This window comes from Pelagihabitans pacificus (genome assembly GCF_009371985.2).
In the GTDB taxonomy this organism is placed as follows: Bacteria; Bacteroidota; Bacteroidia; order Flavobacteriales; family Flavobacteriaceae; genus Pelagihabitans; species Pelagihabitans pacificus.
The window spans coordinates 988655-1013998 of sequence record NZ_VIKU02000001.1 but is presented as its reverse complement, the minus strand read 5'-3'; the positions used below and the strand labels follow the sequence as shown (position 1 = coordinate 1013998).

The window sequence follows — 25344 nt, the reverse complement described above, 5'->3', positions numbered from 1 at the left end:
ATGAGCCACTCTAAAAAATTAGCTGAATGCCAATAACCGTAACCACCAATGGTACCACCTTGCTTGAAGCTATCGCCGCATGCAGGCAACTTCCGAAATCGGAACGAAAAATTACTTTATCCGAAGGGAATCACTTTGTAGGTGAAACCATTCGATTGGGGGGCATGGATTCGGGTCTTGTAATCAAGGGAAGCGGTGATGCAAGGCTCTATGGCGGTCAGCGCATCGCGAATTGGGAGCCGAAGGGCGACACGCTGTGGCGTGCCAAACTTCCCGAGGTACTAGCGGGCAAATGGGATTTTCGAATGCTGATGGTCAATGATCGTTATGCCGAACGTGCCCATTTTCCGCAGAAGGGTTTTCTAATTCACGAGACCGACTTTGACGTTACCTGGAAAAGTACCTATGAAGGCGGATTTGAGCGGGAGCCTACCTATGAAGAGCTGACCACATTAAAATTCAAGCCGGCGGATATTCCCACTAGTTTTGAGCCTAAAAATGCGGAACTTACGGTATTTCACATGTGGGACGAGTCCTTGGTTGGGGTCAAACAAATTGATCGCGGGTCGAACACCATTATGTTTTCAAATCCGGCAGGCTGGCCGCCGGGGGCGTTTGCCAAGTATTATCAATTTGACAAACGGTATGTTGTATGGAATACCAGGGAGGGCCTTCAAAAACCGGGACAATGGTATTTGGACAGGGCCGCCGGCGAATTGGTTTATTGGCCCCAGGAAAACGAAGATATGGCCAAAGTGGAAATCTACGCACCCGTGCTCGAAAATGTACTGGTACTTGAAGGGGACGATCATAACGATGTAGCGGATATTGAACTACAAGATTTCACGGTAGCCCTTTCCAACGCCCCTTTGATGAGCGGTGCCTTTGGGGCCAAACTTTTTGACGGGGCGATAGCCCTGCGTGGCGCAAAGAATTGCAAGCTAGAAGGGCTTACCATTAAGAATGTGGGCGCCCATGGAATCAAGGCAGATGGGGACGATATCAGCATAACATCATGCCAAATATACAATGCCGGTGCCGGTGCCATTCGGATTACCGGATCCCGGGCCAACATCCACAATAACTACATCCATGACATTGGCAAGACCTTTCCCAGTGCCATCGCTCTTTATGTAGGTGCCACGGATCCCAATGTACTGGAAGAGTGGGAGGCCGGCAAGGCGTATACCGATTGTGTCATTGCTCATAACGAACTGCACGACGTACCCTATGCGGCCATTTGTGCCGGTGGTAAAAATCTGGTCATTGAAAAGAATCTGATATATCGGGCCATGCAGAACCTGTACGATGGAGCCGGTATCTATATCACTTTCTGCACCAACTCCATGGTGCGTAACAACTTCATCCGAGATATTAAGGACGCTCCGGGGGCAGGTACCTCGGCCTATTATTTGGATGAAAAAGCAATTGACTGTCTGGTGGAAGGCAATGTCGAAATCAATGTACCTCGGGCAAGTCACAATCACATTGGAAAGAACAACACCTTTCGCAATAATTTCTTCTTTATGAAGGAGAAGGGTCGATTTTCCATGGAACGCAGTGAGGGTTATGTTTTTGAAAAAAACGTAGTGGTCACCGGAACCGGTTTTGAGTTTTACGACCCTGCGACCTGCACCGATTTTAACAATAACATTCTCTTTGCCGGCTCGGGAAAAGTAATCGGGAAATCCTTGAACAGATACGAAGTGATTGACGAGTTCGAATTACCGCTCACTGATGGCAATACGGATGAGGACCCTCTGATTTTGGAATATGAGGAAGGAAAGATTCGGTTCGCCCCAAATTCCATAGCCCACGAATTGGGCATTCAGGAAGTAGATGTGTCCGACGCAGGACGGATACCTCTTAAAGAAACAAACAACCTATAATCCATACAATACAATGAAAGTAACGCGCTCGGTAAAAAACCCGATTATTGCCCCGAAAGATGTAAAACCGTCCAGGGAAGATTTTGAAGTAGTATGTGTCTTTAACTGCGGGGTGATTCGTTTTCAAGGAAAAGTGCTCTTGATGCTTCGTGTGGCAGAACGACCCAAAGCAAGGCACGGGAATGAAGTCCGGACGGTTTTTTACGACCATATTCAAGAAAAGATTACTGTCAAAAGCTTCGAAAAGGATATGCCCGGCATCGGCCTGCACGATAGTCGGTACATCTACACGCCTGAGCGTATTTACTTATCCTCCATGTCACACTTCCGCTTGGCGACCAGCACCAACGGAATCGACTTCGATATTGATGAACAACCCTGTATGGAAGCGGCCAATGTCTACGAAATGTATGGTATCGAGGACCCCCGTATTACCAAAATAGGGGATGATTATTGGGTCAATTACAGCGCCTGCTCTACTATCGGCGGCGTTACCACCTGTTTGGCAGTCACCAGGGATTTCAAAAATTTTGAGCGAAAAGGGGTCATGTTTACGCCCGACAATAAGGATGTAGCAATTTTTCCTGAAAAGATCCATGGAAAGTACTATGCGCTAAACCGTCCCATATCGGCAGAATACAAGTTAAAGGATATTTGGATTTCCGAATCTCCCGACATCGAGGCCTGGGGCAACCATCGGTTTCTGATTAGTACCCGGGAAGGTTATTGGGACGATGGCCGAATCGGATGTTCGGCGGTACCTTTTCGTACCGAAGCTGGTTGGTTGGAAATCTATCATGGAGCCTCTAAGGACAACGTGTATTGCCTGGGAGCGGTGTTGCTCGATTTGGAAGAACCTTGGAAGGTCATTTCCCGATCGGAAAATCCGATCATGCTGCCAGAGGAAGACTATGAAATCAACGGTTTCTTTGGCAATGTCATCTTCAATTGTGGCGTATTGGTCGAAGAGGGAATCGTTAAAATATATTACGGTGCGGCCGACACCTACATTGGTTATGCCGAGGTAGCGCTCCAAGACATTTTGGACGATTTGAAATAGTGTTCAGGAGCCTTTCATTTCATTTAATTCAACCGTTATGACCAATAGTATTCGGGCATTTTATTTTTTATTTCACGTGGGGCTCGGCTGTGTCTTGGCTTTTCTACCCACCTACTTAAAGACGGAAGGGTTTACCGGTACGGAGATCAGTTCGGTGATGTCGTTAGGGGCCTTGTGTGGCCTCTTTGGGGTGCCCATGCTATGGGGCTATATTTCCGACCGGATCGGGAAGCCCCAACTAATCCTAAGGATATTGGCTTTCGGCGTGTTTGCGGGGAGTTTGCCGCTTTTGTTTTTGAAAGACTACTGGCTTGTTTTCAGCACGTTTTTCGTGTATTCCTTCTTCTCGATCGGTATCATGGGTATTTTGGATTCCATCGCTTCCGTACGGGCCAAGGAACAAGGATTGGACTTCGGCAAAATGCGGTTGTTTGCCCCTGCTGGATGGTTCGTAGGTTCCGTAGCCCTGGGATACTATATTGAATTGAGCGGTAAATCTTGGAACGACTTGTCCGTCATCATCGCCTTTGTTTTGAGCTTTGGATTGATGTTCCTCAGTTCATTAGGACTTAAAAAAACCACTACCGAGAACCAGGAGCGACCGACACTAAGCGAAATCAAGGAGCTGTTCCAAAATAAATATTTGGTCTTGTTCTACATCATGGGGCTGCTCAACTTAGCAAGTGTGTCGGCCTATTTGGTCTATTACGGCCCCCTCATCGAACATTTGGGGCTCAAGCCTTCGGTGGTAGGACTCAGCATCGGCGTGGGCACCATGGCTGAAGTTGTCTTTATGTTCTTTTTTGACAAATTCAAAAAGTGGTTGGGACTGGACCTGTTGATTCTGATTTCCATTGCCCTTAGCATTACACGTTGGGTGGTCATTGCCAATACGTCCAATCCGGCCGTATTGATCGGGATACAGGTATTGCACTCCGAAATCGCCCTCTTTACCTTAGCATGTGTTACTTTTATTACGGGGAATGTTCCGGGGAAATTGGTAACCACTTCCCAAACCATTTTTTATTCCTTAACCTATGGAGTAGGCCAGTATCTGGGCATCATGTTGATGGGCTATTTGTTCGATTATTTTGAACAGCCCTCCAAATTGTTTTTGGTGGCCGCGGTTATCCAAATGGTTCCTTTGGCCTTGGTGTTGTATATTTTTTATGTAAAAAGGAAGGCAAACGGATTTGTCCTGAAATGAATAAAACGGTTGAAGGTTTCGATGGAAGGTGGTTGCCCAGCTAATTTGAATACGGACGAAAATTAAAGAAAAGATGAGAACTAAATTATTATTTTATATCAGTGTTCTTGGAATGCTGTGCGCCTGTACTTCAGAAGAAAAGGATACCATAAAATTCAAGGACCTCAGTGAAAATCCAAAGCTGGTTTTTGAAGAACCTACTCGGCAGATCCATCTTGATTTCCATACTTCCGAACTCATCGACAGCATCGGGTTTAAGTTCGACAAGCAACAGTTTCAACAGGCATTGAAAGCAGGTAAGGTGAATGCCATCAATGTTTTTGCAAAAGGGCATCACAGTTGGAGCTATTATCCCACCAAAATCGGGATGATGCATCCGAAGCTCGACTTTGACCTCTTAAAGGAACAGATAGCGGCCTGTCGTGAAATAGGGGTCGAGGTATTCGCCTATTTTACGGTCGGCTGGTCGGCGAACGATGCCAAAAACCATCCCGAATGGGCCGTGGTACGTAAAGATGGTTCCAATGAATATCGCGACCAACTAAGGGATTTGGGACCTGACGACCCCTTTCGGGGATGGGAATATTTGGAACCCTCGGGGCCCTACGCTGAATTGATCTATGCACAGACCGAGGAACTTATTAAAAATTACGATTTGGATGGTATTTGGTACGACATCCACCAACCCGAAAGCCTCAATTACAATGCCTGGAGTCTTCGGGATTATCTCACCAAGGGCATCGATGTGAACGATTCCATAGCGGTGGTGAAACGCACCAATGAAAAGTATGAGGAATTCTTTCAGAAGACGGGTGCCATCATCAAGAAGCACAAACCCGACGCCACCATTTATTACAATGGTACGACAAGAACCTATAACACGGACAATATCAAACTTTTTAAGCATGGATTTTTTCAATACAATACCAAACATGATTTAGAGGATTTGCCTACGGCCTGGGGCGGGTATGATATCTTCCCCTGGCGATCCAAATATTTCGCCAACACCGGGAAAGATATCGTTGCGATGAGCGGTAAGTTCCATAAGGCCTGGGGAGAGTTCGGTGGCTTCAAACACAAGGACGCACTGCTATACGAAGCCGCATCCATGGTGGCCTTTGGAGCCTCCTGTAATATGGGAGATCAACTCCATCCCTACGGGGAAATGGATATGGCCACTTATGGGAATATCGGGTATGCGTACGACTATGTGGAGAAAATCGAGGATTACGGTATCGGTGCAGACCACGTGGCGACCACCGGATTGTACATCGGGGAAGATTTACCGGCCATTGAAGGGGCGGTGGCCATGTTGCTTGAAAGGCAAGTAAACTTTAATGTTGTCAATACGCTGGAGGATTGGTCCCCCATTGAAGTTATCGTCATTACCAGTGGCGGAGTGTTGGCACGCGATGTTCCAAAACTGCAGCAATTTGTACAGAAAGGCGGAAAGGTCATCGCCATGGGAGATGGTATCTTCCAAGAGGGAAAACCCATCATCGATATCGGGGCCGACTATCTAGGAAAGGCAAGGTATGACATTGATTATACTGTTGTGGAACCGACCTTGGGCGATGGTTTGGTGACCTCTCCCTTCCTCAATTACAACGCGGCCTTAAAGGTACGGCCCAAAGATGAAACCGAGGTATTGGCAGCCATACAGGAACCGTTCTTTTCACGTGGGGTGGCACACTACAGCTCGCACAACAATACCCCGAACCGTTTGAACAGAGCGGAACATCCGGCGGTCATTCGCAAAGGAAATATCATATACATCGCTCATGACCTCGATAGGCAATACAGCAAGGAAGGGGCACGTATGCATCGAGACCTGTTCTACAATGCCTTTCAATTGCTCCGGGAGCGACCGATGCTGGAAACCGATATGCCCAGTATGGGGCGCATCAATCTACTACATCAGCCAGAACAGAAACGGTACGTCGCCCATTTGTTATATGCCTCCCCGATCCAACGAGGGTCGGTGCGGGTCATTGAGGATTTGGTGCCCTTGTACGATATTCCGGTAAAGCTGAACGTTCCAGAGCAAATTAATGAAGCCTATTTGATCCCTTCGGGGGAACTGCTGCCTCTTAAACAGGTTGACGGCCGCCTGCAGGTAACGGTACCGGTTGTGGAATGCCATGCGGCCATAGTATTTGAATATCAATCTGACCAACCTGAGGCCAAATGAGCTTCCTAAAAAACGAAACTTTGAAAGAGTCGAATCGCCATCTATATCCCATCAATGTCTGAAACAAGTCACATTCCCGTTGTTCGAAAGCAGTTGCTTTTTCCCTTTATTGCCATTACCTCCCTCTTTTTCCTTTGGGGCATTGCCAACGATTTGACCAACCCCATGGTATCGGCCTTTAAAAAAGTGATGCCGGAACTATCGAACTTCGAGGCCGCCCTGGTTCAGCTCGCTTTCTATGGGGGCTATGCCACGATGGCGATACCCGCGGCGCTATTTATTCGAAAGTACAGTTACAAAAAAGGGATTTTATTGGGTTTGGTGTTGTACGCCACGGGCGCATTCCTGTTCTACCCCGCCGCGGCTTACGAGGAATTTGGCTTCTTTTTGGCATCCTTGTATATCCTTACTTTTGGATTGGCATTTTTAGAAACGACCTCGAACCCCTTTATTCTCTCGATGGGAGATGCGGAGACCGCCACACGGCGGTTGAATCTTTCACAGGCCTTTAATCCCATGGGTTCCCTATTGGGCATGCTGGTGGCGCAATTGTTCGTGATTCAGTCCCTGAAATCGGACGATTACTCGGCAGAAGCCTATGCCGCCCTGAGCGTAGCGGAAAAAGCCGGGATTCGGGAAAATGACTTAAACATCATCAGTTTCCCCTACATCGCTTTGGGCATTTTAGTGGTTATCATCCTGTTGGTCATTGCTTTAACTAAGTTTCCGTTGTTTCGTGAGGAATCGAAAATGTCGCTGAAAACCTCTTTTTCCAAATTGATCCGTAACCGCCGCTACTATGAAGGGGTGTTGGCACAGGCTTTCTATGTGGGTGCTCAAATCATGTGTTGGACGTTCATTTTTCAATACGTAGACCATTTGAACGATTCCCGTGGCCCCGACGAACAGTTGACAGCTACTTGGTATAACATGGCCGCCATGGCTTTGTTCCTTTCAGGACGTTGGCTTTGTACCTGGTTGTTGAAATATATCAAAGGTCCAAGATTGATGTTGTTTTTTGCCTTGGCGGGAATCCTGTTTGCGGCAGGGACAATTTTACTTCCCGGAACGGCCGGGCTGTACTCCTTGGTCGCCATTAGTGCATGCATGTCGTTGATGTTCCCGACCATCTACGGCATCGCCTTAAAAGGGATGGGCGATGAGGCCAAGTTGGGTTCGGCCGGGTTGGTCATGGCCATCGTCGGCGGTGCTTTGATGCCGCCTCTACAGGCCGCTATTTTGGACTGGGGTGGTCCCGGTTTTTCAGAGGTAATGGTCGCAGGAAGTATCCCCGAGGTAAAATTCTCATTTATTTTGCCTTTGCTATGTCTGGCAGTGGTTGCCATTTATAGCTTTCGGTCCTTAAATGTCAGCGACTAGGCAGTATTACTCGTACTTAAATACGATGGCGGTATGCATCGTAAAAGTGGGTACGGTCACCTTCACGGTGCTTCCTTCTTGGGCAAAGGGAAGTGGTGTGCCGTCCGGAATTTGAACGACTTCCTTGATAGATTCTGGAACCGCTAGCGAAAGTTCCACTCCCGGAACCGGTAAAAAATCCTCCAAAACACTTACTTCGCCCCGCAGCAACGGCGGCCCGTAGAGCAAATGTGCCACATACCGATTTTTAGCAGCCTGCTTCAAAAGGCTCACGCGGCCCGCACTGGGCAATTTTGACACCTTTAACAGCGGTTTTTGATAGAGTAGTCGAATCGCATTTTTGACCAACTGCCGATGTAGGAGCACCCCGTCGGTGTAATAGAGCTGGTCTAAGGGATGGGCAAAAAAGAGCACATTGCCATTTTTCACAATGGCCGGATAGGAGGCATCCTGTAAGCGATAGGGTGTTTCGCGATGTCCGTTGAATTTATCATAGGTGCGATTGAAATAGGGTTCCCGGATGCTGGCGAGCACCTCGCCACTGGTAGTTTGGGTCATTAAGCCCGCATCGTAATTGAGAAAAGGAGTGGAAACGATATTAGTGGTTAAATCTTTTTTTACCACGGTATAGTCAAATTGGAAGTCGGACGGCTTTAGATAGGTGGCCCCGACATCCAATAAAAAAGAGCTGCGATCCTGGTTCAAGGCACCGTCGGCAAATACGATCAACTTCCCACCCTTCTGCACCCATGTAGCAATTTTTGCGGCCTGTTTCTCGTTCAGGGACGGTTCGCTCGGAATGATCAACAGTTCGAGCTGGTCTAAGTTTTGTTCATCGGCCACGATAAAGTCTTCGTGAATTTCCAACAACATGTTTACTACCCCATGATCGGCCGCTTCGTTGAGGGTCAGCCACATTCCCAATTTGGAAACAGGAACACCTCCCGGTCCATAGTCCTCTATTTGCTCCACGTACTCATAAGCATGGCCGATATTTTTATAGGTCTCCATATCCATCTCGCCCGACGGGTGTAATTGATCTCCAAAATTGCAGGAGGCCCCGAACGAGATCATGGCAGCCGCCTCGTATTTGATGGCATCCGGATTTTTAAATCCGCCAAACTCACCCCACGCTTTATGAAATTTTCCACTCATCCCTGCCGCGGGCACTCCTTGTTGCAGATGGTATTTGGCATCCAAAGGCAATTTGTTGTAGCCACCCCAGGTGGTCGGTAAATCTTCCAGGTCTTGATGTGTGTCCATATCAAATAGTCGTTCCTTGAAAAGAAACACATCTTCGATACGGGTCACCGCATTGAAGTAGACGGTCGCCTCAGGCTTGTATTTTGCTACGAGTTCCCTTAGGGCTTTCATGTGCGCCTTTAAGGCCAGGGCATGGCTGCGTTCCACCGCCAATGTATCATTGATATCAATACCTTCCTTCTTCATGCGCTTCATCGCGTAGGAGTTGTAGTTTCTTTTGGCCACATGGTAAATATCGAACCAAAAACCATCGAGGTCGGGATAGCGCTGGCAGATTTCCTCCACCTGTTTCATGATTTGCTCGTGATAAGGGGTACCGATACTCGGATCGAGCCGCTTCCATAAATAAGTGGGCCGCTCGGTATCCGGAGTGGCAGCCCAATCATAGCCAGGGGCATTGATAGAACCGTCTTCATTGCGAATGGTCCATTCGGGATGCTCGCGTGCATCAAGTTCGCTCCAACCAATGGTAAAATAAAAGGGCGCCTCGACCCCTATTTCGTGACAGGCTTCCAATTGGGCACCCAACAGATCAAAATCGAGGTTTGGGTGTGTTTTTCCGATTTTGGTGGGGTAGTACGACCAACCGTGATGGCCTTTGCTAAAGATGTTGATATGATTCACATTCCCGACTTTCAAGGCCTCTTGAAATTGCTTTTTGTCAAATCGCGTACCGATATCGGGAATATACTCGGAGGTATGAAAGTCAAGATGCACCTGTCGGGTCGGCATTGGATTATCAATAGTACGTTGCGATTGTGCTTGTAGCAGGTGGATCATCATACAGAACAATGACACAAGGAACAGGTGAAGCTTCGTTGTTTTCATGTTGGTTAAACGTTTAACCAAAGATACGAAAGTTCTTTCGAATGTGGGAATGAATCAATGCCGTGATGTACTAAGAGCGGTATACTACCTTGTGGCGAGCCCACAAGGCATTAAAAGGAAATTTAAAATTCAATTTCCCACGCAGGGCTACATGAACGTTTGTCGGCATGACCTGACCTGACATCCGTCGTTTTGGCGTCGGAGTATTAAATCTCGATTATCGAGTAAAAACCGGTAGTGCCAAGAGCGACTACCGGCCTATTTGAGTTAGATGAGTTGTAAGACGGTGGGGGTCAGGACACTCAGGATAATTTCCTTTTTGTTGATGTGTACCTCACAAATTTGATAGACTTCTTTGGTGGCATCCATTCTAATAAATCCCTTGTTTCTTTTTTTTCTTCCTGGTGTTTTCATTTGGTCTATTTTAAGATTATTGATCACTTTTGATAATGTATGGCAATCCGGGCCAGTTGCCCTACAATTTTTACGGAATCCGTCATCGAGAGCTTCGAACCGTCGGCATGGATCCATCTTCTTAAAGGTTGTTCACAAATAAACTGTTGAACCCGTTCTTTTCCGAAATGTTTTCGCATACGGATGAAGATTTCGACATCGAACAGCCAACGGGTAATGAACGACTTTTCGAACACGACGGGGACTAAGGAACGCTCCATAATCTTGGCTCCGCATTGGGTATCCTTAAAAGGCATCCCTACGATGTTCCGGATAATCAGGTTGATGGTCTTACTAATTACCTTTCGGGCCGATTCCTTAGTGATGTCGGCCCCCATGCGGCTGATACGTGATCCACTGACAATTTTGAATTCGGAACGGTCTATGGTAGCCACCAAATCATCAAAGTCGCTGAAATCGGTCGAAAGGTCGGCATCCAGGTAGCCAATATAGTCGAGCTGGGAATCCTTGGCGAGATATAACATTCCCCGCCGCACCGCCTCTGCCTTCCCGCCATTTTTTTCGCAGTTGTAAATACTGATCATCGCCTCATTGCCCTTTCGCAGTTCTTCCAAGACCTCTAACGTATTGTCGGTACTTCCATCGTTGACGAAGCACAAATGGTATCCTAGGTTTTTTTGTGCAAAGGATTGAAATACAGTGCTTGAAAGCCGTTCTTCTTCGTTGTAACAGGGAATTACCACTCCCACACAATACTTCTGAAGCATTTGTGTTTCAATAGAGTTTCTTACAGGGATTTTATCGGGTCGTTTACCCAAAATACGTTCGACACGGGCCACCATTTCATCCAGGCTCACCGGTTTTTTCATGTAGTCGTCGATGCCTAGATGGAATCCGTTCATAATAACGGTTTCGTTGGTATTGCCCGACATCACCAAAATAGGAGTTGGAAGGTTTTTGGTAATTCGAATGTGTTTGACGACCTCTAGTCCGGACATATCGGGCATATTGATATCCAAGATGACCAAATCAGGTTGAAACGAATCGAACAAAACCGTCCCTTCTTGTCCACTCTCGGCAGTTAGCACCTCATAGCCCCTTTCGGTCAGTTTCTTTTCTACGGATAAACGAATCAGTTGTTGATCGTCGATAGCTAAAATTTTCATAGGTCAAGTTTTAGGTTTTTAAGTATTTGGGTTTGGAAATCGATTGGTTTTAGCTGATTTCCGAAGCAAATATATCCTCGATAGACTGCCGATTCGCGGCCAAAAAGTTCGATGGTCGCTTTCTGTAGACGAACGGTCGTTTCGGTTCGATGGCCGATAAGCGGAAAGCTCCACAATATTCCTAGCTTTATCCTGTTATATTTTCCTACAGTTTTGACATGCAGCGAACAAATGTTTTACTGATCATTTCACTGTTCATAGGACTGGCCTTTCACGGTTCAAGCATCTTTTTCACCTTGGAGACGACCTATGATGCACTGATCCATCTTTTTTTTGCCGATCATTATGCCGATAGTTGGTTCGAGCCGTGGGAATATCGGTGGTACACGGGATTTACGGTACAGGGCTATCCACCATTGGTGCATCAGTCAATGGCTTTGTTATCCTATATCGGCGGACTCAAGTTCGGATTGTTTGCGGTCGCCTTGATCGCCATAGTACTCTTTATCACAGGTGCGTATCGTTTCGGATTGTTGATATCGGGAGACCGCAGGGTTGCGGGTTACACTGCTCTGTTGGCTGTTTTTTCCTCGACCTTTATCGAGACCTTACATATTTTTGGCCAGCTGCCCAGTATCGTGGGGCTCTCGGTGTTATTGCACGCCCTGCCGGAAATCTATTCATGGATCAAAACGGGGACACCGCGGTATTTGGCTACCAGTCTTTCTTTGATTGCTGTTACCGTGACCTCGCATCATGTGACCCCTATTTTCGGGATGGTCTTTTTTATTTTCCCGTTGATCGGGATGGTCATCATGGATGCGGCCAAAGACCAGGTACAAATGTATAAGGCAGTAACCTTCAAGATATTTCTGGGGGAATTTAAAAAGTTGTTTTGGCGCATCGTGGGCTTTGGTTTTTCATCGCTTCTGCTGATTGTTGTCTGTATTTTACCATATTGGATCAATTCGAAGAAAAACCCGATTACACAGGTGCCGATTCCCCATGGGTCCCGGGATAATTTTTTGGAGGTCACCTCTTCGGGAATGGTCTTTTTCTTGATTCCCTGGGGAATACTGTTGTTCGTATTACCCTATCTCTTGTATCGGTATTTCAGCAAGCGTTATCTTTTTTTTGGACTTTCTTTTTCGATGCTGGCACTTTTGGGAACGGGCGGTACCACCCCGATTCCTTTAAAACTACTTGGAGAAACCGCGTTCAACATCTTGACACTGGACCGCTTTACCCTCTGGGCCACGATTATGGCTCTCCCCATTTTTGGGGAGCTTGCCTATCGATTGGTCGAAGGGGATCTTCGGACACAGCTACAGGAACGTTTTGGCAGTGTGTACCATCGGATTATAGGCGGACTTTTAACAGGGGGGCTGCTCTTCATGGTGCTGTTTACCATGAGCCTAGGATACTTTCGGCCATCCCAGCCCCAAAAGATCAATATGCTACCCATCGTCAACTTCTTGAACCAGGACCAGCACGATCATTGGCGTTATCTGCCCCTAGGGTTTGGAGATCAGATGGCGTGGTTGTCGGCACAGACCAATGCTATGACGGTGGATGGCAACTACCATTCGGCCCGTAGATTGCCCGAACTAACGACCCGTGCCATTGAACGGATAGAAAATTCCAAGTTCCGAGGGGTGGAAGGTATCGGTTCCTTACAGCAGTTTCTAACGGTTCCCGAAAAATACCATTTGAAATATATTTTTTCCAACGATAAATTTTACGACCCCATTCTTTATTTCTGCGGTTGGCAACGTCTGCAACAGCTGGAAAATGGAATCATGGTATGGGAAAAACTAAACGTACCACCCCTACCGGCCCTGATCTCCAGGGAAGAAGTGCCCTTAGAGCTAAAAATGATGTGGGCGCTGATTCCGTTGTCGACCGTGCTATTGGCCTTTATGATCAATATTCAGTGGGTCTGGTACCGCATGCTTAAATCAAGACCGCTGCCCGATGGCGTTTACCTGAATTACGCGATATCTTACAAAGGGTTTTCCCGGACCTTGGTGAACCTGAACCATTTTTGGGCCGTGGCAGTCTTACTATGTCTGGGCTATGGCCTCTATCATTTTTATCTTAAAAATACCGCTCAAATCGCTCCCGAAAATGTAGTGAAAGCCTATTATGACGCTTTGGATTTTAAGGAATTCGAACGGGCCCATTCGTATTTAGACCCGCAAAGTGGAGTAGATTTGTCGCAGTACATGCTCCAAGTCTCTGTCACCGACGGTATTCTAAGCTCTTATGGAAAATTGGATGCCATTAAAGTTACCATTGTTGACAGCACAGCGAGCACGGCAAAGGCCAAAGTGACCACCCAATGGATTACCCCTTTGGAAAAAATACACAAAGCATATGATCACCTGTTGGTCGTGCGCGATGGCTCTTGGCACATTGTCCCAAAGGAGTTCGATAATGATTTACCACCTGATCAGCTCTTCAGTGACGCAGGTACGACATTTTTGAACCACGGTAGACGACGGATTGCGACCCAACAAACCCATCATGAAGATGTACTACAACAACCCGTTCTCGAAATCCTGTCCGCCAAATTGGTGCAGCATGAAGGGCGGTACAGCATTATCGGGGAGCTTCAGAATATCGACAACGTACCGGCCGATGCGGTCATCAAGGGCACTTTGTATAACGACAATCACCTGGAGCTGGCAACGTATGCGGCCAAGCACCATATCAAACACAAACTGATGCCCAAAGAGACCACCCCCTTTAAGGTCGATTTTGAAGGGATTGCCTGGTCCTCCACTAAGGATACCTTGCCACCGACCTTTGACCCGGACGAGTTCACACCTGTGTCTTTGGCGGAGCAGCCGACGCAGTTTAATTTGCAATGTGCCGGGAATATTGCCAACAGGGACCTTTACAAACAATTGGCCCTCCAGCAATTGCGTTTGTCTGCCGATAAAATGGATGGCATACTTTTCAACTCCGGGGTGCAGGAAGTGACGATTCCCCAGTTATTGATCTCCTATTACGATGAGGCAAAGGAATTGATATGGGTCGACCATCACTTTTTGGAAGAGGGCGTACGGGTGCAACGGAAGCAATTATTTGAATACGAACCCAGTGATTTGAAAGGGTTAAAAGTGATAGCCTCCAATCTGAAAAATTGTTTCGTGAACGGCTTGCCCAACACGGATATTGCGAGCAAACTGCTTCCGGACCGTAACCTGCTGCACAGGAAAGCAATGTTGCAACCAGTGGAAGGAAAAGGGTATTCCTTTATCAAAATAGATATCAATAGCTATATCGGAAACCCCAACTAAATGAAAGCGTTTCGAACCATCATCATCGTGTTTGCGTTGCTTCAAGCCTGTACCGAAACAACTACGGTTTCCCGAAAGCCCGAAGTGCCGGTACGACTGCTTACGGAACAACACCATTACAAGGCAGGGGATTCCGTCGAACTACAGTTTGAATCCGACCTTGGAACAGCTGCTTTTTTGGTCGTGCGCAATGGTATAGGGACTTCAATTCTGACACCGGAAGCGAAAAACGACACCCTCCGATTTCGGATACCTGACCCTTACGTCCAAAAGGCGGGGCCTTGCCAGTGGGAACTTTTTATCCGACAAAACAGCAAGGCATCGGGTACCTTGTACATCCGACCGGCCATCGGGAAGAAGTTACGGATAGAAACCTATCTGGGACCCAGAAGTATTAGTGCGGGGGGCGATGATTATTCCATGTTGGTATCGGTACCTGTCGACCGTTACGATAATCCGTTGCCTGACAGTACCCTAGTGGTCGCTAAAAAGCAATTTAAGGAAAAATATATCGAAAAAGTACTGCGCACCCAACATATGGTGGCATGGACAACACTTTCATCTCCAAGCCAGACAGGACGATTGTTGATTTCCGCTGCTTGTGGCGACGTTATTTCAAAGGAACTGACAAGCAAGGTGTACGCCGCCAAACCTGTCGATTTTCAAATCGCTTATGAACGCAATCATGGCTTTGCCGATGGCAACCAAGTAATTACCTTCCGTACGGATCGCGTTCATGACGCTTTCGGCAATACCATCGGCGACGGTACCTTAGTGGCTTTCGAGGTGATCGATGAGGCAGGTCATCGGCTGCAAACCACGGGAACTAGCTTGAACGGAATCGCGCAAGCCCGATTACTGCATCCTATGCAACGTACCCATTGGAAAATAACCGCCTACATTGCCGGTGCGGCAAAGAGTAATACGTTAAAGGTAGAATTTGAATCGGCGGTGTTGGACTATCAGGTGTTGTTTTCCAACGACTCGCGAACCCTGACCATTGGTCCATTGAAGAGCTTTATGGGGCAGCTGGTTCCCGACGGAATGCCTATAAAGCTTACCATTACCAACGACAAAGGCGATTTGGTCAAGCACTTACGAACGACCAGCCGAAACGGTTTGGGTATTTTCGATTTTTCGGCAGGTTTTTGGTCCGAGGGAACTTATCAATTGCAGGTCGAGACAGCGGGCATACGAAAGGTCAAAACCATCGATTTGCCATGAGGGGAAACAAGACCACATACCGCATTGTGCTACTGCTCTCCTTTTTAGGATTGAATGCGGCCATTTTAGCCGGTATCGGCTCGGTTTGGTCGTATCTTAATACCGGGGCGGACCGCACCTCGATCTTGCATTTGCCCAAAGCACTTGATCAGGCCTACCTGCCCAAAATGGTCTGGGATTCCTTGCAGGTCGAGGGCCGGCCGATGGAATCACCAACACTTCAAGAAATAGAACGGGATTATCTCAGTGCCTGGTACATTCGCAACCGGGCTTTGGAGACCAATTCAGCAGAAGGCCTGGCCGACTATTTTACCGATAGTGCCCGTACCAAACTTTATAAGATTCTGGATTTCAACAGGCAGCAAGGAACCCATGTGAAGGTCACTACTTTGGAACATCACCCGCGGCTTGATTTTTACAGTGCCGACGGCAAAATGGTGGTTCTGACCGATTATCAGGTTCGAACCTATGAAGAGGTCTACCGGAATAAGTTATTGGTAGCAAAGCGCCGTAGTATACGAAGCTATCAGATCTTGCTATTGCTGGAGGATGGTTTCTGGCGTGTGCGTCATTGGCAGGAAATAACTTCGGAACCGGATTCGAAGACTTCAATCACCGAACCTTCCCTAGGGGAGGAAGAGGCCATCCAACAAATCAAAGGAATCAATTACTATCCCCAACAAACCCCTTGGAATATGTTCGGGACAAATTTCAACGACCGTATTATCCAAAGCGATTTTAAGAAAATTCGGGACATGGGATTGAATACCATCCGTATTTTTGTTCCGTACACAGCTTTTGGAAAGGCGAAGCCAGATGCTGAAAAATTGGAGCGGTTGAAACAAACCTTAGTGTTGGCCGAAGCAAACGATTTGAAGGTAGTTGTGACACTTTTTGATTTTTACGGGGATTATTCCTTGTATGATTGGACCTTGACCCACCGATATGCCGAACAAATCGTCAATACTTTAAAAGAATCCAAAGCCCTGTTAGCATGGGACTTAAAGAATGAGCCGGACCTGGACTTCGAGTCGAGGGGAAGGGAGCGGGTACTAAAATGGTTGCGGCAGCTGATGATTGAAATGCGCCGGTGGGACTCGGAACATCCGATGACCATCGGTTGGTCCAGTCCCGAGGCGGCGGTCTATCTTTCCGGGGAAGTCGATATGATATCGTTTCATTACTATCGGGAAGCGGTACAATTTCCGAAGGCGTATACCCGTTTGCGCGATGCTGTTCCGAACAAGCCACTGGTCTTGCAGGAATATGGTTTTTCTTCCTATGATGGACTTTGGAATGCATATACGGGATCAGAGGAAGAGCAAGCAGCTTACTATGCGGAGATACAACCGTTGCTGCAAGCCGAGAACATTCCCTTTTTATTATGGACTTTGTACGATTTTGAGGAAGTACCCTCTTCCGTGGTGGGGCGATTGCCCTGGCGTACGGAGCGGCAGAAACATTTTGGGATCCTCGACTCAAAAGGGACCCCAAAAGCTGCGTACAATTACCTCTGTTTCGATTGCCGTTAAACAAAAAGGGAAACAGCTAACCAAGCCATTCCCCTCTTCTACTTAACCTAACCTAAAATCATTCTTGAGACCCGAATTTCAAAAGCTTGGGCGCCTTGAAATTCGATGGGTATTGAACCCCGCCGCTTTCGGTCGGGGTCTGTTCTTAATGCCGACCTATAGGTCATTATCTGTCCGGAAAACAAGTGTGCGCTTTAAAGAGTGTTTGTGGGTTGTTCTTTCTTAATAGTGAGGTTGACATCGAATCCGGTCGATTTGGCAAATTGTATGCCCTTAAAGTAATCGATGTAACGTTCCGTGATTTCCGACATGGGTAGGGAACAGGCCGCTTTGTAATTGGTCATTCCAAGATGTACGCGATAGGCATCATGGGCCAGAATATTCTGGATGGCATCTGCCAGCGATTCGGTGCTCCCGGGATCAAAGAATTCCCCTAGGTATCCTTCCTCTTTGACCAAAATGCCCAGGTCACCCAAATCGGGAAGGGCTACGGCCTTTCCATAGCTTCCTGCCTGGTGCAGTACCCCGGAACTTCCGGTCGTCGATGTGTACGGAAAAACCACTACCGCACTTTGACCAAAGATATCCGGCACTTCTTCCTCCGCTACATATCCCGTAAACCGAAGCTGAGATACATATTGATACTGTTCTTTCATTCTGTCCAAATAGCCCGGAGTGTTGGGACTATCGGTTCCGGCAATGACGATTTCGATATCTTCTTTGGTCCGTTCGCGGATCAGCTCGACCGCTTCTATCAGGATTTCCACTTTTTTGTAGGTACCGAATTTACCGAAGGCCATCACTTGCTTGGGACCTGAAGGGAGGCGATAATCGGGCTCGGGGGGTGTTTCAAATGCTCCATGGGGTACCAAGGCGACATTACGGGCCTTGTATTTATTTTCAAGAATGGTTTTGTATTTGCTGATGGTCACGGCCAGCACATCGGAGGCCAAAACGAATCGGGTGAGGGTGCTTCCGATGAAATTATAGGCCTTTTGTAACCACTTATTTTGAGTGATCCCTGCATTCTCCAAATCTACCTGTTCCAATATGTTATGGAGTAAGGAGATGGTCGGGATGCCTTTGAGTCTGCATATCAACGGAAGCATCAGACCCAGGGCTGCAGGGATTTTTTTATCCCCGAACTTCAGGAACTGTAGGTTGAACAAGATGGCATCGGGTCGGGTCTCCAAAATTGTTTTGGAAATGTTGATACTATTCAGATAGCTGTTGAAGCGCCAGCATTCCCTTACGGTGATCTTGCAACCGTCTTCCTCAAAGGAGAGGTCTTTTTCACCTTCTGTACGGTCGGTGATCAAAACTATTTCGGATACTTCCTTTTGTAATCGAAAGTGTTTTACCAAATGGTACCCGTACTCCGTCAGGGTTACTTTGCTCGGTGGATAAGCGGTTACGATGGCTAATTTCATAAGGATAGGTTTTAATGGATATTGGGTTGAAATTCAGCTACAAATATCCGTTTTAAGCCTTGTTTTTGTAGATGGTTTGGGATGGATGGGGGGTTGCTGTAGACGAATGGGAAAGTAGTATCGATAAGGCAAAAATCAACGGTTACAACCCATCCGGGTTTTTACGTTCCGGGTTGTATCCAATCGCTTTATGGTATGTTGGAATCCCTGCAGAAATAGGAAAAACAGAAAGCCGGAAACAGGTTGGAGGTGTTTCCGGCCAGGCCATGTTGGCCACCATAAAAGCAGGTAAACTATAAGGTCTTTTTGGCGAAGTAGATCAGTTGTGTAATCAACAAGGCGACCATCGCAATGATCTGTGCTTGAACGACCTCTAGTAGGCTATCGTGAAAATATACGATCAATATAATTTGGGAAACGCCCAGCACACCCGATAGGATTACCGGAACGTATTGGTCGAGAGACAAAAAGTAATAGGCAAAAATGTTCGAGATGGCAAAGAGCGAGGTGGCCAGGGCGTACTGCCATAGAAGTCCGGCCATGTCGATATAATCCTCCCCGAACAAAAGTTCAATGATCGTTTCAGGAAAGAGATAACTGGCCATCACGATGGTCGTAGATAAAAGCGACACATAGCCCACATATTTAAAGAGAACGGGGGTGGTAGCCTCCCCATCTTTGTGTTTTTGCACCACCGCTGGCAAGAGCAACATAACGAACATCCAGGCTACAAAGTACACTACGCGCCCGATGAGGGCCAGCGAGGCATACAGGCCGGCTTCCGTAGGGTCGAAAAAATGCTTTACCAGTAAGATATCGCTGTTGTTAATCATGATTTGGGTAAGCTCATAACAAGCCGTCAATACTATGAATCGGGATACGAGTTCCAGATTTTCAGGGGTCAAGTGTTTGGTTTGGTGCCACTGAAGGTTTTTGATGTCGGAAGGAATCAATCCGAACAGGCAGGAAAATGCAATACCCAAAGCAACCAATAAGGACGGGTGCATGGGAGCCACGAACAACAAGGCCAACGTGAGCAACAAGCGGCTCCACATTTCAGTCTGGTAGGTAATTGAAAGCTTGGTGAAGAGCTGCCGGCCTTGATAGGAACCCCTGTTGACCGACATCAAAAAGTATAATGGCACACCCAGGCCGAAAATGATGAACATGCTGGGGGTAGCGGTGTTGAACACGACTTGCAGTTCGCCCGCAAAAAAGACCAACAAAGCACCCGCAAAACAACCAATGATCAGCGCATACCGGTACATGATTTGCTGAAAGGCCTGCCATTGATCATGTGAGAACAATACGGCAAATTTGGCGGTGGTCAATTGAAAGGTCATCCCGACAAAGGAAAGTACCAGTAATAATGTAACCATCAAAGCGGCATCGGCAAAGGCTTCAGGTCCCAAAAGGCGACCCAGGACCAGGTTGTACAGATAGTTGCCCCCGTTCACCAACAGTACACTCCCCATGAACAAGCGTTCGGGCGACAGTTTTTTTTGTGCGATATTAAACACGGTCATGGCTCAAGATATAAGAGGTTCGTGTTTTGTGCATCGCTGGAAGAATACGTTCGTTTTCCTGCCCGATGATTATGAGAATGCAGTTGTTGCGCATGGCATAGCGATACAACCGCTGTAGCATATAGGCGGCAGAAGCGTCCATATCCTTAATTTTTTCCAGGTTGAGGATGATTTGGCTGCGTTCGTGCAGGTATCGTAGGATGTGCGAGTGCAAGGTGCGCGAGGTCTCGGCACTTAGCGAACCCAGTACTTGGAACATGCCATGGGTTTCTGTGATTTGTAAAGCCATACTGATTTTGTTTTAGGTTACGTATGATTTGGGTTTATGCTGGCAAATATCCACCGATTTGACGCTCTATTGGGATGGATTTCGACGGATGGCGATTTACTGTAGGTCAATGGTAGATTTCACACTTCCGGTGCGGGAAGGCCTGCCGTACCTTTATATCACCTAAATCATACGGGCAAACCAGGTTCTTTTTTTCTGTTTTTCCCGTAGCAAAACCTACTTGACCGATGTTACGAACAGCACTTGTTTACACCTTATTGATGTCCTCGCTTTTTACTTCGGCGCAGGCCCCTTTGGAGAATGGCTTTACCCTTTTGGAAAAGGGACGTTTTGAACAGGCCGAATCTTTTTTTGGCACGTACCTACGATCTGACCCCGATAACAAGACCGCCCAAATCTGTTATGGTCGGGCAGTAGGGCTTAGTGGTGAGCCCCAAAAGGCCACGAGTTTGTTCGCCGGCCTTCTGAAAACCTATCCCGATGATTTTGAGATACGGATCAATTACAACGAATCGTTCCTATGGGGAGGGGAATACGATAAGGCCAAGCCCCTTTATGCAGAGTTGGTAGCCCGGTATCCAGAGAATTTCGGGGCGTTGTTGGGCTATGCCAATACCTTGGGCAACCTAAAAGAGTACACAGTGGCCCTAGAGTGGATCGAGAAGGCGTTGGCACTACAGCCCGGGAACGAAAGCGCCAAAGTCTCCCGAAAGTACATACGTCTTGGATATGCGAACACTTTTGTGAACAAGCAAGACTACCCTCGGGGAAAGGAAATGTTGAAGGAAATCTTTACGGATTTTCCCGAAGATAAGGATGCGTTGCTCAACTTGGCCAATGTATATTTGATCACAAAGGAAACGGACAGTGCCAAAGCTGCCTACCGGCGTTATGCCACTACGCCAAAGGATTCGATTACCGCTTTGAACGGTATCGCCCTTGCGGAACATATCGGGGCGCACAATAGGGAAGCCCAGCGGGTGGCCGAAAGTGCGAAAATAAAAGTAAGAACCTTCAAAGACACCGAGCTTATCGAGCGAACCTATGAACGCCATGTGCAGGCCTTGATATGGAACCGCAAGTTCGGCAAGGCACGGCAGCAGATCGATAGCCTGTCTGTCACCCATTCCGGACGTAACTGGGTCTTGGCCTTAAGAGCGACTTTGGGCATGTACACGGGGGATTTTAAAACGAGTCTCCAGAGTTACGATGCCATTTTAGCGAACGATAGTACCTCTTTCGATGGTAATTTGGGCAAGGCGAACGCCTTGTTCGCTTCCGACCGGATTGTTTCGGCCTACAAATCCGCTTTTCAAACTTTAAAGGTATTTCCCCATCAAAAGGATGCGATGGGCCTTATCGAAAAAATGAATGCACGGTATGCCCCGATGATAGGCCAACAAGCCGGATACACCTTTGACAACGGTAATAATGTGGTCTATTTTACGAATACAACGGCGAACATCCCCTGGGCGACCCGATTTCGGACTACCTTATCCTACCAATACCGCAGCACCGAGAATACGATAAGCACGAACAAGGCAAATTCGCACATACTCTTGGCCGGTTTCGAATACAGCCCCTTTCCGAATACCCGATTAAAGACGGTGGTGGGGCTGAACAATTCCCGCTTTATGACAGAAGCATATACACAGCCCGTTTTGGACGCCAAATTAGTGCTGAAGCCTTACAAGTTACAAAACCTGGAGTTGGGCTATCAACGGGAAGTGCAGAATTTCAACGCCGATTTGATCGAACGGGAGATCGTCATGAACCACTACGGAATCAACTATAACCTAGGCACCAACTTTAACCTGGGCTGGTATACCCAAGTGATGCATACCCGGCAGACCGATGAGAATAGCCGCAATCTTTTGTTTACTTCCCTTTACTACAACTTATTGCATAAACCGGTTTTAAAAGCGGGCGTTAACTATCAATATCTCAGTTTTGAAAAACAGGTACCCTCCATTTATTTTAGTCCGGAGGAGTACCAAGCATATGAGCTCTTTGCCGACTTTCGTGGCGACCTTTCGAAAAAAACCGGTTTTTGGACCAGTGTCGCGACTGGGTTGCAGCAAGTAGAAGAAGACCCCCAAACCACCATTTTCCGTGCAGAGGCCGGACTCCGACACCAATTCGGCAAGCGGTTGAGCGGCAATCTTTATGGTAAGTACAGCAATATCGCTTCGGCCACCGCCGCTGGATTCGAGTTCACCGAGTTAGGGGTGCAGTTGAATTGGTTGTTGACAAAAAGGCCCTTGTTCTATGGGAGGGTAGGGAAGTAGGATTATGATGTTGAGCGAAATCTTTTGTTGATAATTACGTTCTCGACGGAAGCTATTTTCGGGTAATTTAAGCACGCTCCGCCGCAAGGTGCTACCACCGCATCCAATTAGTCGATCTAATTATTATTCAGTCCAAGATTCATCCGATTCAATAGCTAGGTACTATGCTACCTGATTTGCATAATTTTATATTCTGCTTACTTAAGTCGCATTAGATCGCTATCCCTATAGGTATGCCGAATCTGTATCAGGGAACAATTTGTGACGCTACAGGGCCAGTTTCATTGTCCTTCGGTTAATTTAATCTTCATATACAATAGAAGATTTTTGTTTAAATATTCTGTTGAACATTTTCAAAGAACCTTGTAGCGTTGGAACAATTAGGTCCTCGTTTCAAAAAGATTGAGCCCTTGTCCCTTTTTGGGAAGGGCAGCCTCGCGGCATCAATTGGTTTCGTAAAAGAGGTTGGGTCCCATGGGTGGCCAAACTAGGAACACCGGAAGTTCCAAAACCCTTAGAATTTATTTAACTATCCAAATAAAATGGTCCCGCGATTTCACGGGACCATCTTCATAAGAAACCTAAAAAAAGACCCTCCCCCCGAACCCAAATTTAAAAGGGGGAGTGGTCTTAAGGGAGGAACTATCTAATTTATTGTTTCAGCAGTTTACGGCGATACGTTTTACCGCCCTGTATGTCGGGAAGGCGATACAGATAAAGACCGTAGGGCGGGCGTATAGTTTCCAAGTGCACGGTTTGGCTACTGTACAAGCTATAGTTACGTATGCAGCTCTGATTTTGTGCTGTGGCCAGGGCCATGCTTAGCAGGGTCGTGATGAGAAGTAAAAATCGTTTCATGATAAGTAGGTTTCAATTCTATAGACAAATATCAAATGAATTATGAGGTATTTAGCACCGTTTTCGGTGGATGGCGGTTTAGTATGGATTGATGGTACCTATAGGGGGGTAAATGAAAAAAGGTTTTGAAAACACTTTTGGACCTGTAAACGGAATAGTTGACACAAAAAAAAGCCCCTTTCCGGAGCTCTTTAATAAGTGGGTATACAGATGTTAGATCAACCCGACCAGCGAGAAGGTGGTAGCGATGGCAACGCAGGACAAAACACCCATCAATCCGGTAATCAAGGTTTTCAAAGCAGTATGTAATACGGATAAAGCTTTCATAACTTTTATATTTAGATGAAACATTGTTTTTAATATTTAATCCAAATGTATGTAGCTTCCATTTCTTTTTGTCAGCGGCTTCGGTCAATGGCGCGTTCCTTTAGACCGATGGTAATATGAGAGGGGGGAACCGATTGCCTATAGCAAGTTCAACCGCCGCATCAGCTCTGGCCGGTTCGAACGGCTAATGGGCACTACGTTCTTTTCGATAAGGACGCTGTTGTCCTCAATATCGATAATCTTGGTAAAATTGATGATATAGGAACGATGAATCTGCAAGAAGGTTTTTTCGGGTAGTTTTTCCTTGATTTTCTTCAGCGTATTATGTACCCGATAGCTTTCCGTATCGGTTTTTACTTCGATATAATCCCCTTTCGCCTCGATCAATTGAATCTCGTTCATTTTTAGTTTGATGAGCCTTCGGTCAATATTGATGTAGAGGTCTTCCCCGGTATCCGAGGTAGCCTCCCCCGTTTTGGAAGCAGGGCGTACGGTCGTATTCTTGATTTTTTGGACCGACTTTTCAAAGCGCTCCATGGTAATCGGTTTTACGAGATAATCAACGATTGCTTCGTACTCATAAGCTTCGATAGCAAAGTTGGTATCCGAAGTGGTCAGAACGATTTTTGGAGGATTTTTTAAAGTCTGTACAAAATCAACCCCCGTGAAACCTGGCATATGAATGTCGAGAAACACGACATCGATGTTCTGTTGGTTGAGAAATTTGATGGCATCGATGGCATTGTCGAATTCCTCGATAACGTCGAGGTCCGGTACTTGGGTGCATAGTTGGGAGACAATCGCCCTGGCGGCCGTCTCGTCGTCTATAATGATACAGTTCATGGTCAAATGGTTTTAAGGTAGCGGGTAATTGTATCGAGTATTTTTCTGAAATCAAGGTCATGTTTCATGTCGCCAATTTGTAGCTGTTCTTCGTATTCAACAGCGAATGCATAGGCTTTTTCCATACTCAGAATATTGAATTTGTGTTTAAGCTTGTGCACGATTTCCGCGGCGGCCCTAGGTTCATCATGACGAATATGGCTTAAATACAGCGTGGCCTCGTCGGGAAATTCCTCTTTGATGATTTGAATGAATCTTTGCTCAAAATCCGTATCACCGGCGGCAAGGGTTTGAACGTAGGATAAATTGGGACATTCTTCCATA

General features: G+C 46.9%; 18 protein-coding genes. 9 read left to right on the top strand and 9 right to left on the bottom strand.

All coding sequences use genetic code 11. The features are described 5' to 3' along the window. Positions 1-26 precede the first annotated feature (26 nt). The 5 genes from FK220_RS04490 to fucP all read left to right on the top strand — a co-directional run bounded on the left by FK220_RS04490 (position 27) and on the right by fucP (position 7727). Complete coding sequence (locus FK220_RS04490) at positions 27-1889, top strand: right-handed parallel beta-helix repeat-containing protein (protein WP_152573068.1); 1863 nt, start codon at positions 27-29, stop codon at positions 1887-1889. Positions 1890-1902: 13 nt separating this feature from the next. Continuing rightward, a complete protein-coding gene (locus tag FK220_RS04485; protein ID WP_152573067.1) occupies positions 1903-2949 on the top strand; it encodes a glycoside hydrolase family 130 protein in 1047 nt (348 codons plus the stop codon). A gap of 37 nt (positions 2950-2986) precedes the next feature. Next, positions 2987-4156: an MFS transporter gene (locus tag FK220_RS04480; protein WP_152573066.1), complete on the top strand. Its 1170-nt coding sequence runs from the start codon at positions 2987-2989 to the stop codon at positions 4154-4156. A 73-nt stretch (positions 4157-4229) separates the two neighbouring features. Beyond that, positions 4230-6347, top strand: coding sequence for an alpha-L-fucosidase (locus tag FK220_RS04475; RefSeq protein ID WP_152573065.1), 2118 nt, complete (start codon positions 4230-4232; stop codon positions 6345-6347). Positions 6348-6401: 54 nt separating this feature from the next. Further along, a complete protein-coding gene (gene fucP, locus FK220_RS04470) occupies positions 6402-7727 on the top strand; it encodes an L-fucose:H+ symporter permease (protein ID WP_152573064.1) in 1326 nt (441 codons plus the stop codon). Between the two features lie 6 nt (positions 7728-7733). Here fucP and FK220_RS04465 read toward each other — a convergent pair whose 3' ends face one another. The 3 genes from FK220_RS04465 to FK220_RS04455 all read right to left on the bottom strand — a co-directional run bounded on the left by FK220_RS04465 (position 7734) and on the right by FK220_RS04455 (position 11398). Then, positions 7734-9818 (bottom strand): alpha-amylase family protein, encoded by a 2085-nt coding sequence (locus tag FK220_RS04465; protein ID WP_152573063.1) that lies wholly within the window; start codon positions 9816-9818, stop codon positions 7734-7736. Positions 9819-10085: 267 nt separating this feature from the next. Further along, positions 10086-10232 (bottom strand): hypothetical protein, encoded by a 147-nt coding sequence (locus tag FK220_RS04460; protein WP_166204761.1) that lies wholly within the window; start codon positions 10230-10232, stop codon positions 10086-10088. A gap of 23 nt (positions 10233-10255) precedes the next feature. Further along, a complete protein-coding gene (locus tag FK220_RS04455; protein ID WP_152573062.1) occupies positions 10256-11398 on the bottom strand; it encodes a response regulator in 1143 nt (380 codons plus the stop codon). A 218-nt stretch (positions 11399-11616) separates the two neighbouring features. Here FK220_RS04455 and FK220_RS04450 point away from each other — a divergent pair, with 218 nt between their 5' ends. From FK220_RS04450 to FK220_RS04440, 3 genes are read left to right on the top strand one after another with little or no spacing between them, the layout of a single operon-like run. Further along, a complete protein-coding gene (locus FK220_RS04450; protein ID WP_152573061.1) occupies positions 11617-14703 on the top strand; it encodes a hypothetical protein in 3087 nt (1028 codons plus the stop codon). Further along, a complete protein-coding gene (locus FK220_RS04445; RefSeq protein ID WP_152573060.1) occupies positions 14704-15927 on the top strand; it encodes a hypothetical protein in 1224 nt (407 codons plus the stop codon). Further along, entirely contained in the window at positions 15924-17459 is a 1536-nt protein-coding gene (locus FK220_RS04440) for a cellulase family glycosylhydrolase (RefSeq protein ID WP_152573059.1), read from the top strand. The genes FK220_RS04445 and FK220_RS04440 overlap by 4 nt, the downstream gene beginning before the upstream one ends. Before the next feature lie 194 nt (positions 17460-17653). Here FK220_RS04440 and FK220_RS04435 read toward each other — a convergent pair whose 3' ends face one another. The 3 genes from FK220_RS04435 to FK220_RS04425 form a co-directional block, all read right to left on the bottom strand. Beyond that, positions 17654-18889 carry a glycosyltransferase gene (locus FK220_RS04435; RefSeq protein WP_152573058.1) on the bottom strand — a complete coding sequence of 412 codons (1236 nt, stop codon included), beginning with the start codon at positions 18887-18889 and terminating at the stop codon, positions 17654-17656. A gap of 293 nt (positions 18890-19182) precedes the next feature. After that, positions 19183-20415 carry an oligosaccharide flippase family protein gene (locus FK220_RS04430; protein ID WP_238718892.1) on the bottom strand — a complete coding sequence of 411 codons (1233 nt, stop codon included), beginning with the start codon at positions 20413-20415 and terminating at the stop codon, positions 19183-19185. Then, complete coding sequence (locus FK220_RS04425; RefSeq protein WP_152573057.1) at positions 20402-20704, bottom strand: STAS domain-containing protein; 303 nt, start codon at positions 20702-20704, stop codon at positions 20402-20404. Before FK220_RS04425 ends, FK220_RS04430 begins: the two co-directional genes overlap by 14 nt. Before the next feature lie 227 nt (positions 20705-20931). On the opposite strand from FK220_RS04425, the gene FK220_RS04420 reads away from it, so the two are divergent. After that, positions 20932-22992 carry a tetratricopeptide repeat protein gene (locus FK220_RS04420; protein ID WP_152573056.1) on the top strand — a complete coding sequence of 687 codons (2061 nt, stop codon included), beginning with the start codon at positions 20932-20934 and terminating at the stop codon, positions 22990-22992. A gap of 651 nt (positions 22993-23643) precedes the next feature. Here FK220_RS04420 and FK220_RS04415 read toward each other — a convergent pair. From FK220_RS04415 to FK220_RS04405, 3 genes are all read right to left on the bottom strand, one after another. Next, a complete protein-coding gene (locus FK220_RS04415; RefSeq protein WP_152573055.1) occupies positions 23644-23850 on the bottom strand; it encodes a hypothetical protein in 207 nt (68 codons plus the stop codon). Between the two features lie 465 nt (positions 23851-24315). Then, positions 24316-25020: a LytR/AlgR family response regulator transcription factor gene (locus tag FK220_RS04410; RefSeq protein ID WP_152573054.1), complete on the bottom strand. Its 705-nt coding sequence runs from the start codon at positions 25018-25020 to the stop codon at positions 24316-24318. Between the two features lie 2 nt (positions 25021-25022). Then, positions 25023-25343: an Hpt domain-containing protein gene (locus FK220_RS04405; protein ID WP_152573053.1), complete on the bottom strand. Its 321-nt coding sequence runs from the start codon at positions 25341-25343 to the stop codon at positions 25023-25025. Position 25344: the final 1 nt, after the last annotated feature.

Bases quoted from the DNA above. Each gene is read 5' to 3' on its own strand.
- FK220_RS04490 (WP_152573068.1), top strand. From the start codon at position 27: ATGCCAATAACCGTAACCACCAATGGTACCACCTTGCTTGAAGCTATC.
- FK220_RS04485 (WP_152573067.1), top strand. From the start codon at position 1,903: ATGAAAGTAACGCGCTCGGTAAAAAACCCGATTATTGCCCCGAAAGAT.
- FK220_RS04480 (WP_152573066.1), top strand. From the start codon at position 2,987: ATGACCAATAGTATTCGGGCATTTTATTTTTTATTTCACGTGGGGCTC.
- FK220_RS04475 (WP_152573065.1), top strand. From the start codon at position 4,230: ATGAGAACTAAATTATTATTTTATATCAGTGTTCTTGGAATGCTGTGC.
- fucP (WP_152573064.1), top strand. From the start codon at position 6,402: ATGTCTGAAACAAGTCACATTCCCGTTGTTCGAAAGCAGTTGCTTTTT.
- FK220_RS04465 (WP_152573063.1), bottom strand. From the start codon at position 9,818: ATGAAAACAACGAAGCTTCACCTGTTCCTTGTGTCATTGTTCTGTATG.
- FK220_RS04460 (WP_166204761.1), bottom strand. From the start codon at position 10,232: ATGAAAACACCAGGAAGAAAAAAAAGAAACAAGGGATTTATTAGAATG.
- FK220_RS04455 (WP_152573062.1), bottom strand. From the start codon at position 11,398: ATGAAAATTTTAGCTATCGACGATCAACAACTGATTCGTTTATCCGTA.
- FK220_RS04450 (WP_152573061.1), top strand. From the start codon at position 11,617: ATGCAGCGAACAAATGTTTTACTGATCATTTCACTGTTCATAGGACTG.
- FK220_RS04445 (WP_152573060.1), top strand. From the start codon at position 14,704: ATGAAAGCGTTTCGAACCATCATCATCGTGTTTGCGTTGCTTCAAGCC.
- FK220_RS04440 (WP_152573059.1), top strand. From the start codon at position 15,924: ATGAGGGGAAACAAGACCACATACCGCATTGTGCTACTGCTCTCCTTT.
- FK220_RS04435 (WP_152573058.1), bottom strand. From the start codon at position 18,889: ATGAAATTAGCCATCGTAACCGCTTATCCACCGAGCAAAGTAACCCTG.
- FK220_RS04430 (WP_238718892.1), bottom strand. From the start codon at position 20,415: ATGACCGTGTTTAATATCGCACAAAAAAAACTGTCGCCCGAACGCTTG.
- FK220_RS04425 (WP_152573057.1), bottom strand. From the start codon at position 20,704: ATGGCTTTACAAATCACAGAAACCCATGGCATGTTCCAAGTACTGGGT.
- FK220_RS04420 (WP_152573056.1), top strand. From the start codon at position 20,932: ATGTTACGAACAGCACTTGTTTACACCTTATTGATGTCCTCGCTTTTT.
- FK220_RS04415 (WP_152573055.1), bottom strand. From the start codon at position 23,850: ATGAAACGATTTTTACTTCTCATCACGACCCTGCTAAGCATGGCCCTG.
- FK220_RS04410 (WP_152573054.1), bottom strand. From the start codon at position 25,020: ATGAACTGTATCATTATAGACGACGAGACGGCCGCCAGGGCGATTGTC.
- FK220_RS04405 (WP_152573053.1), bottom strand. From the start codon at position 25,343: ATGGAAGAATGTCCCAATTTATCCTACGTTCAAACCCTTGCCGCCGGT.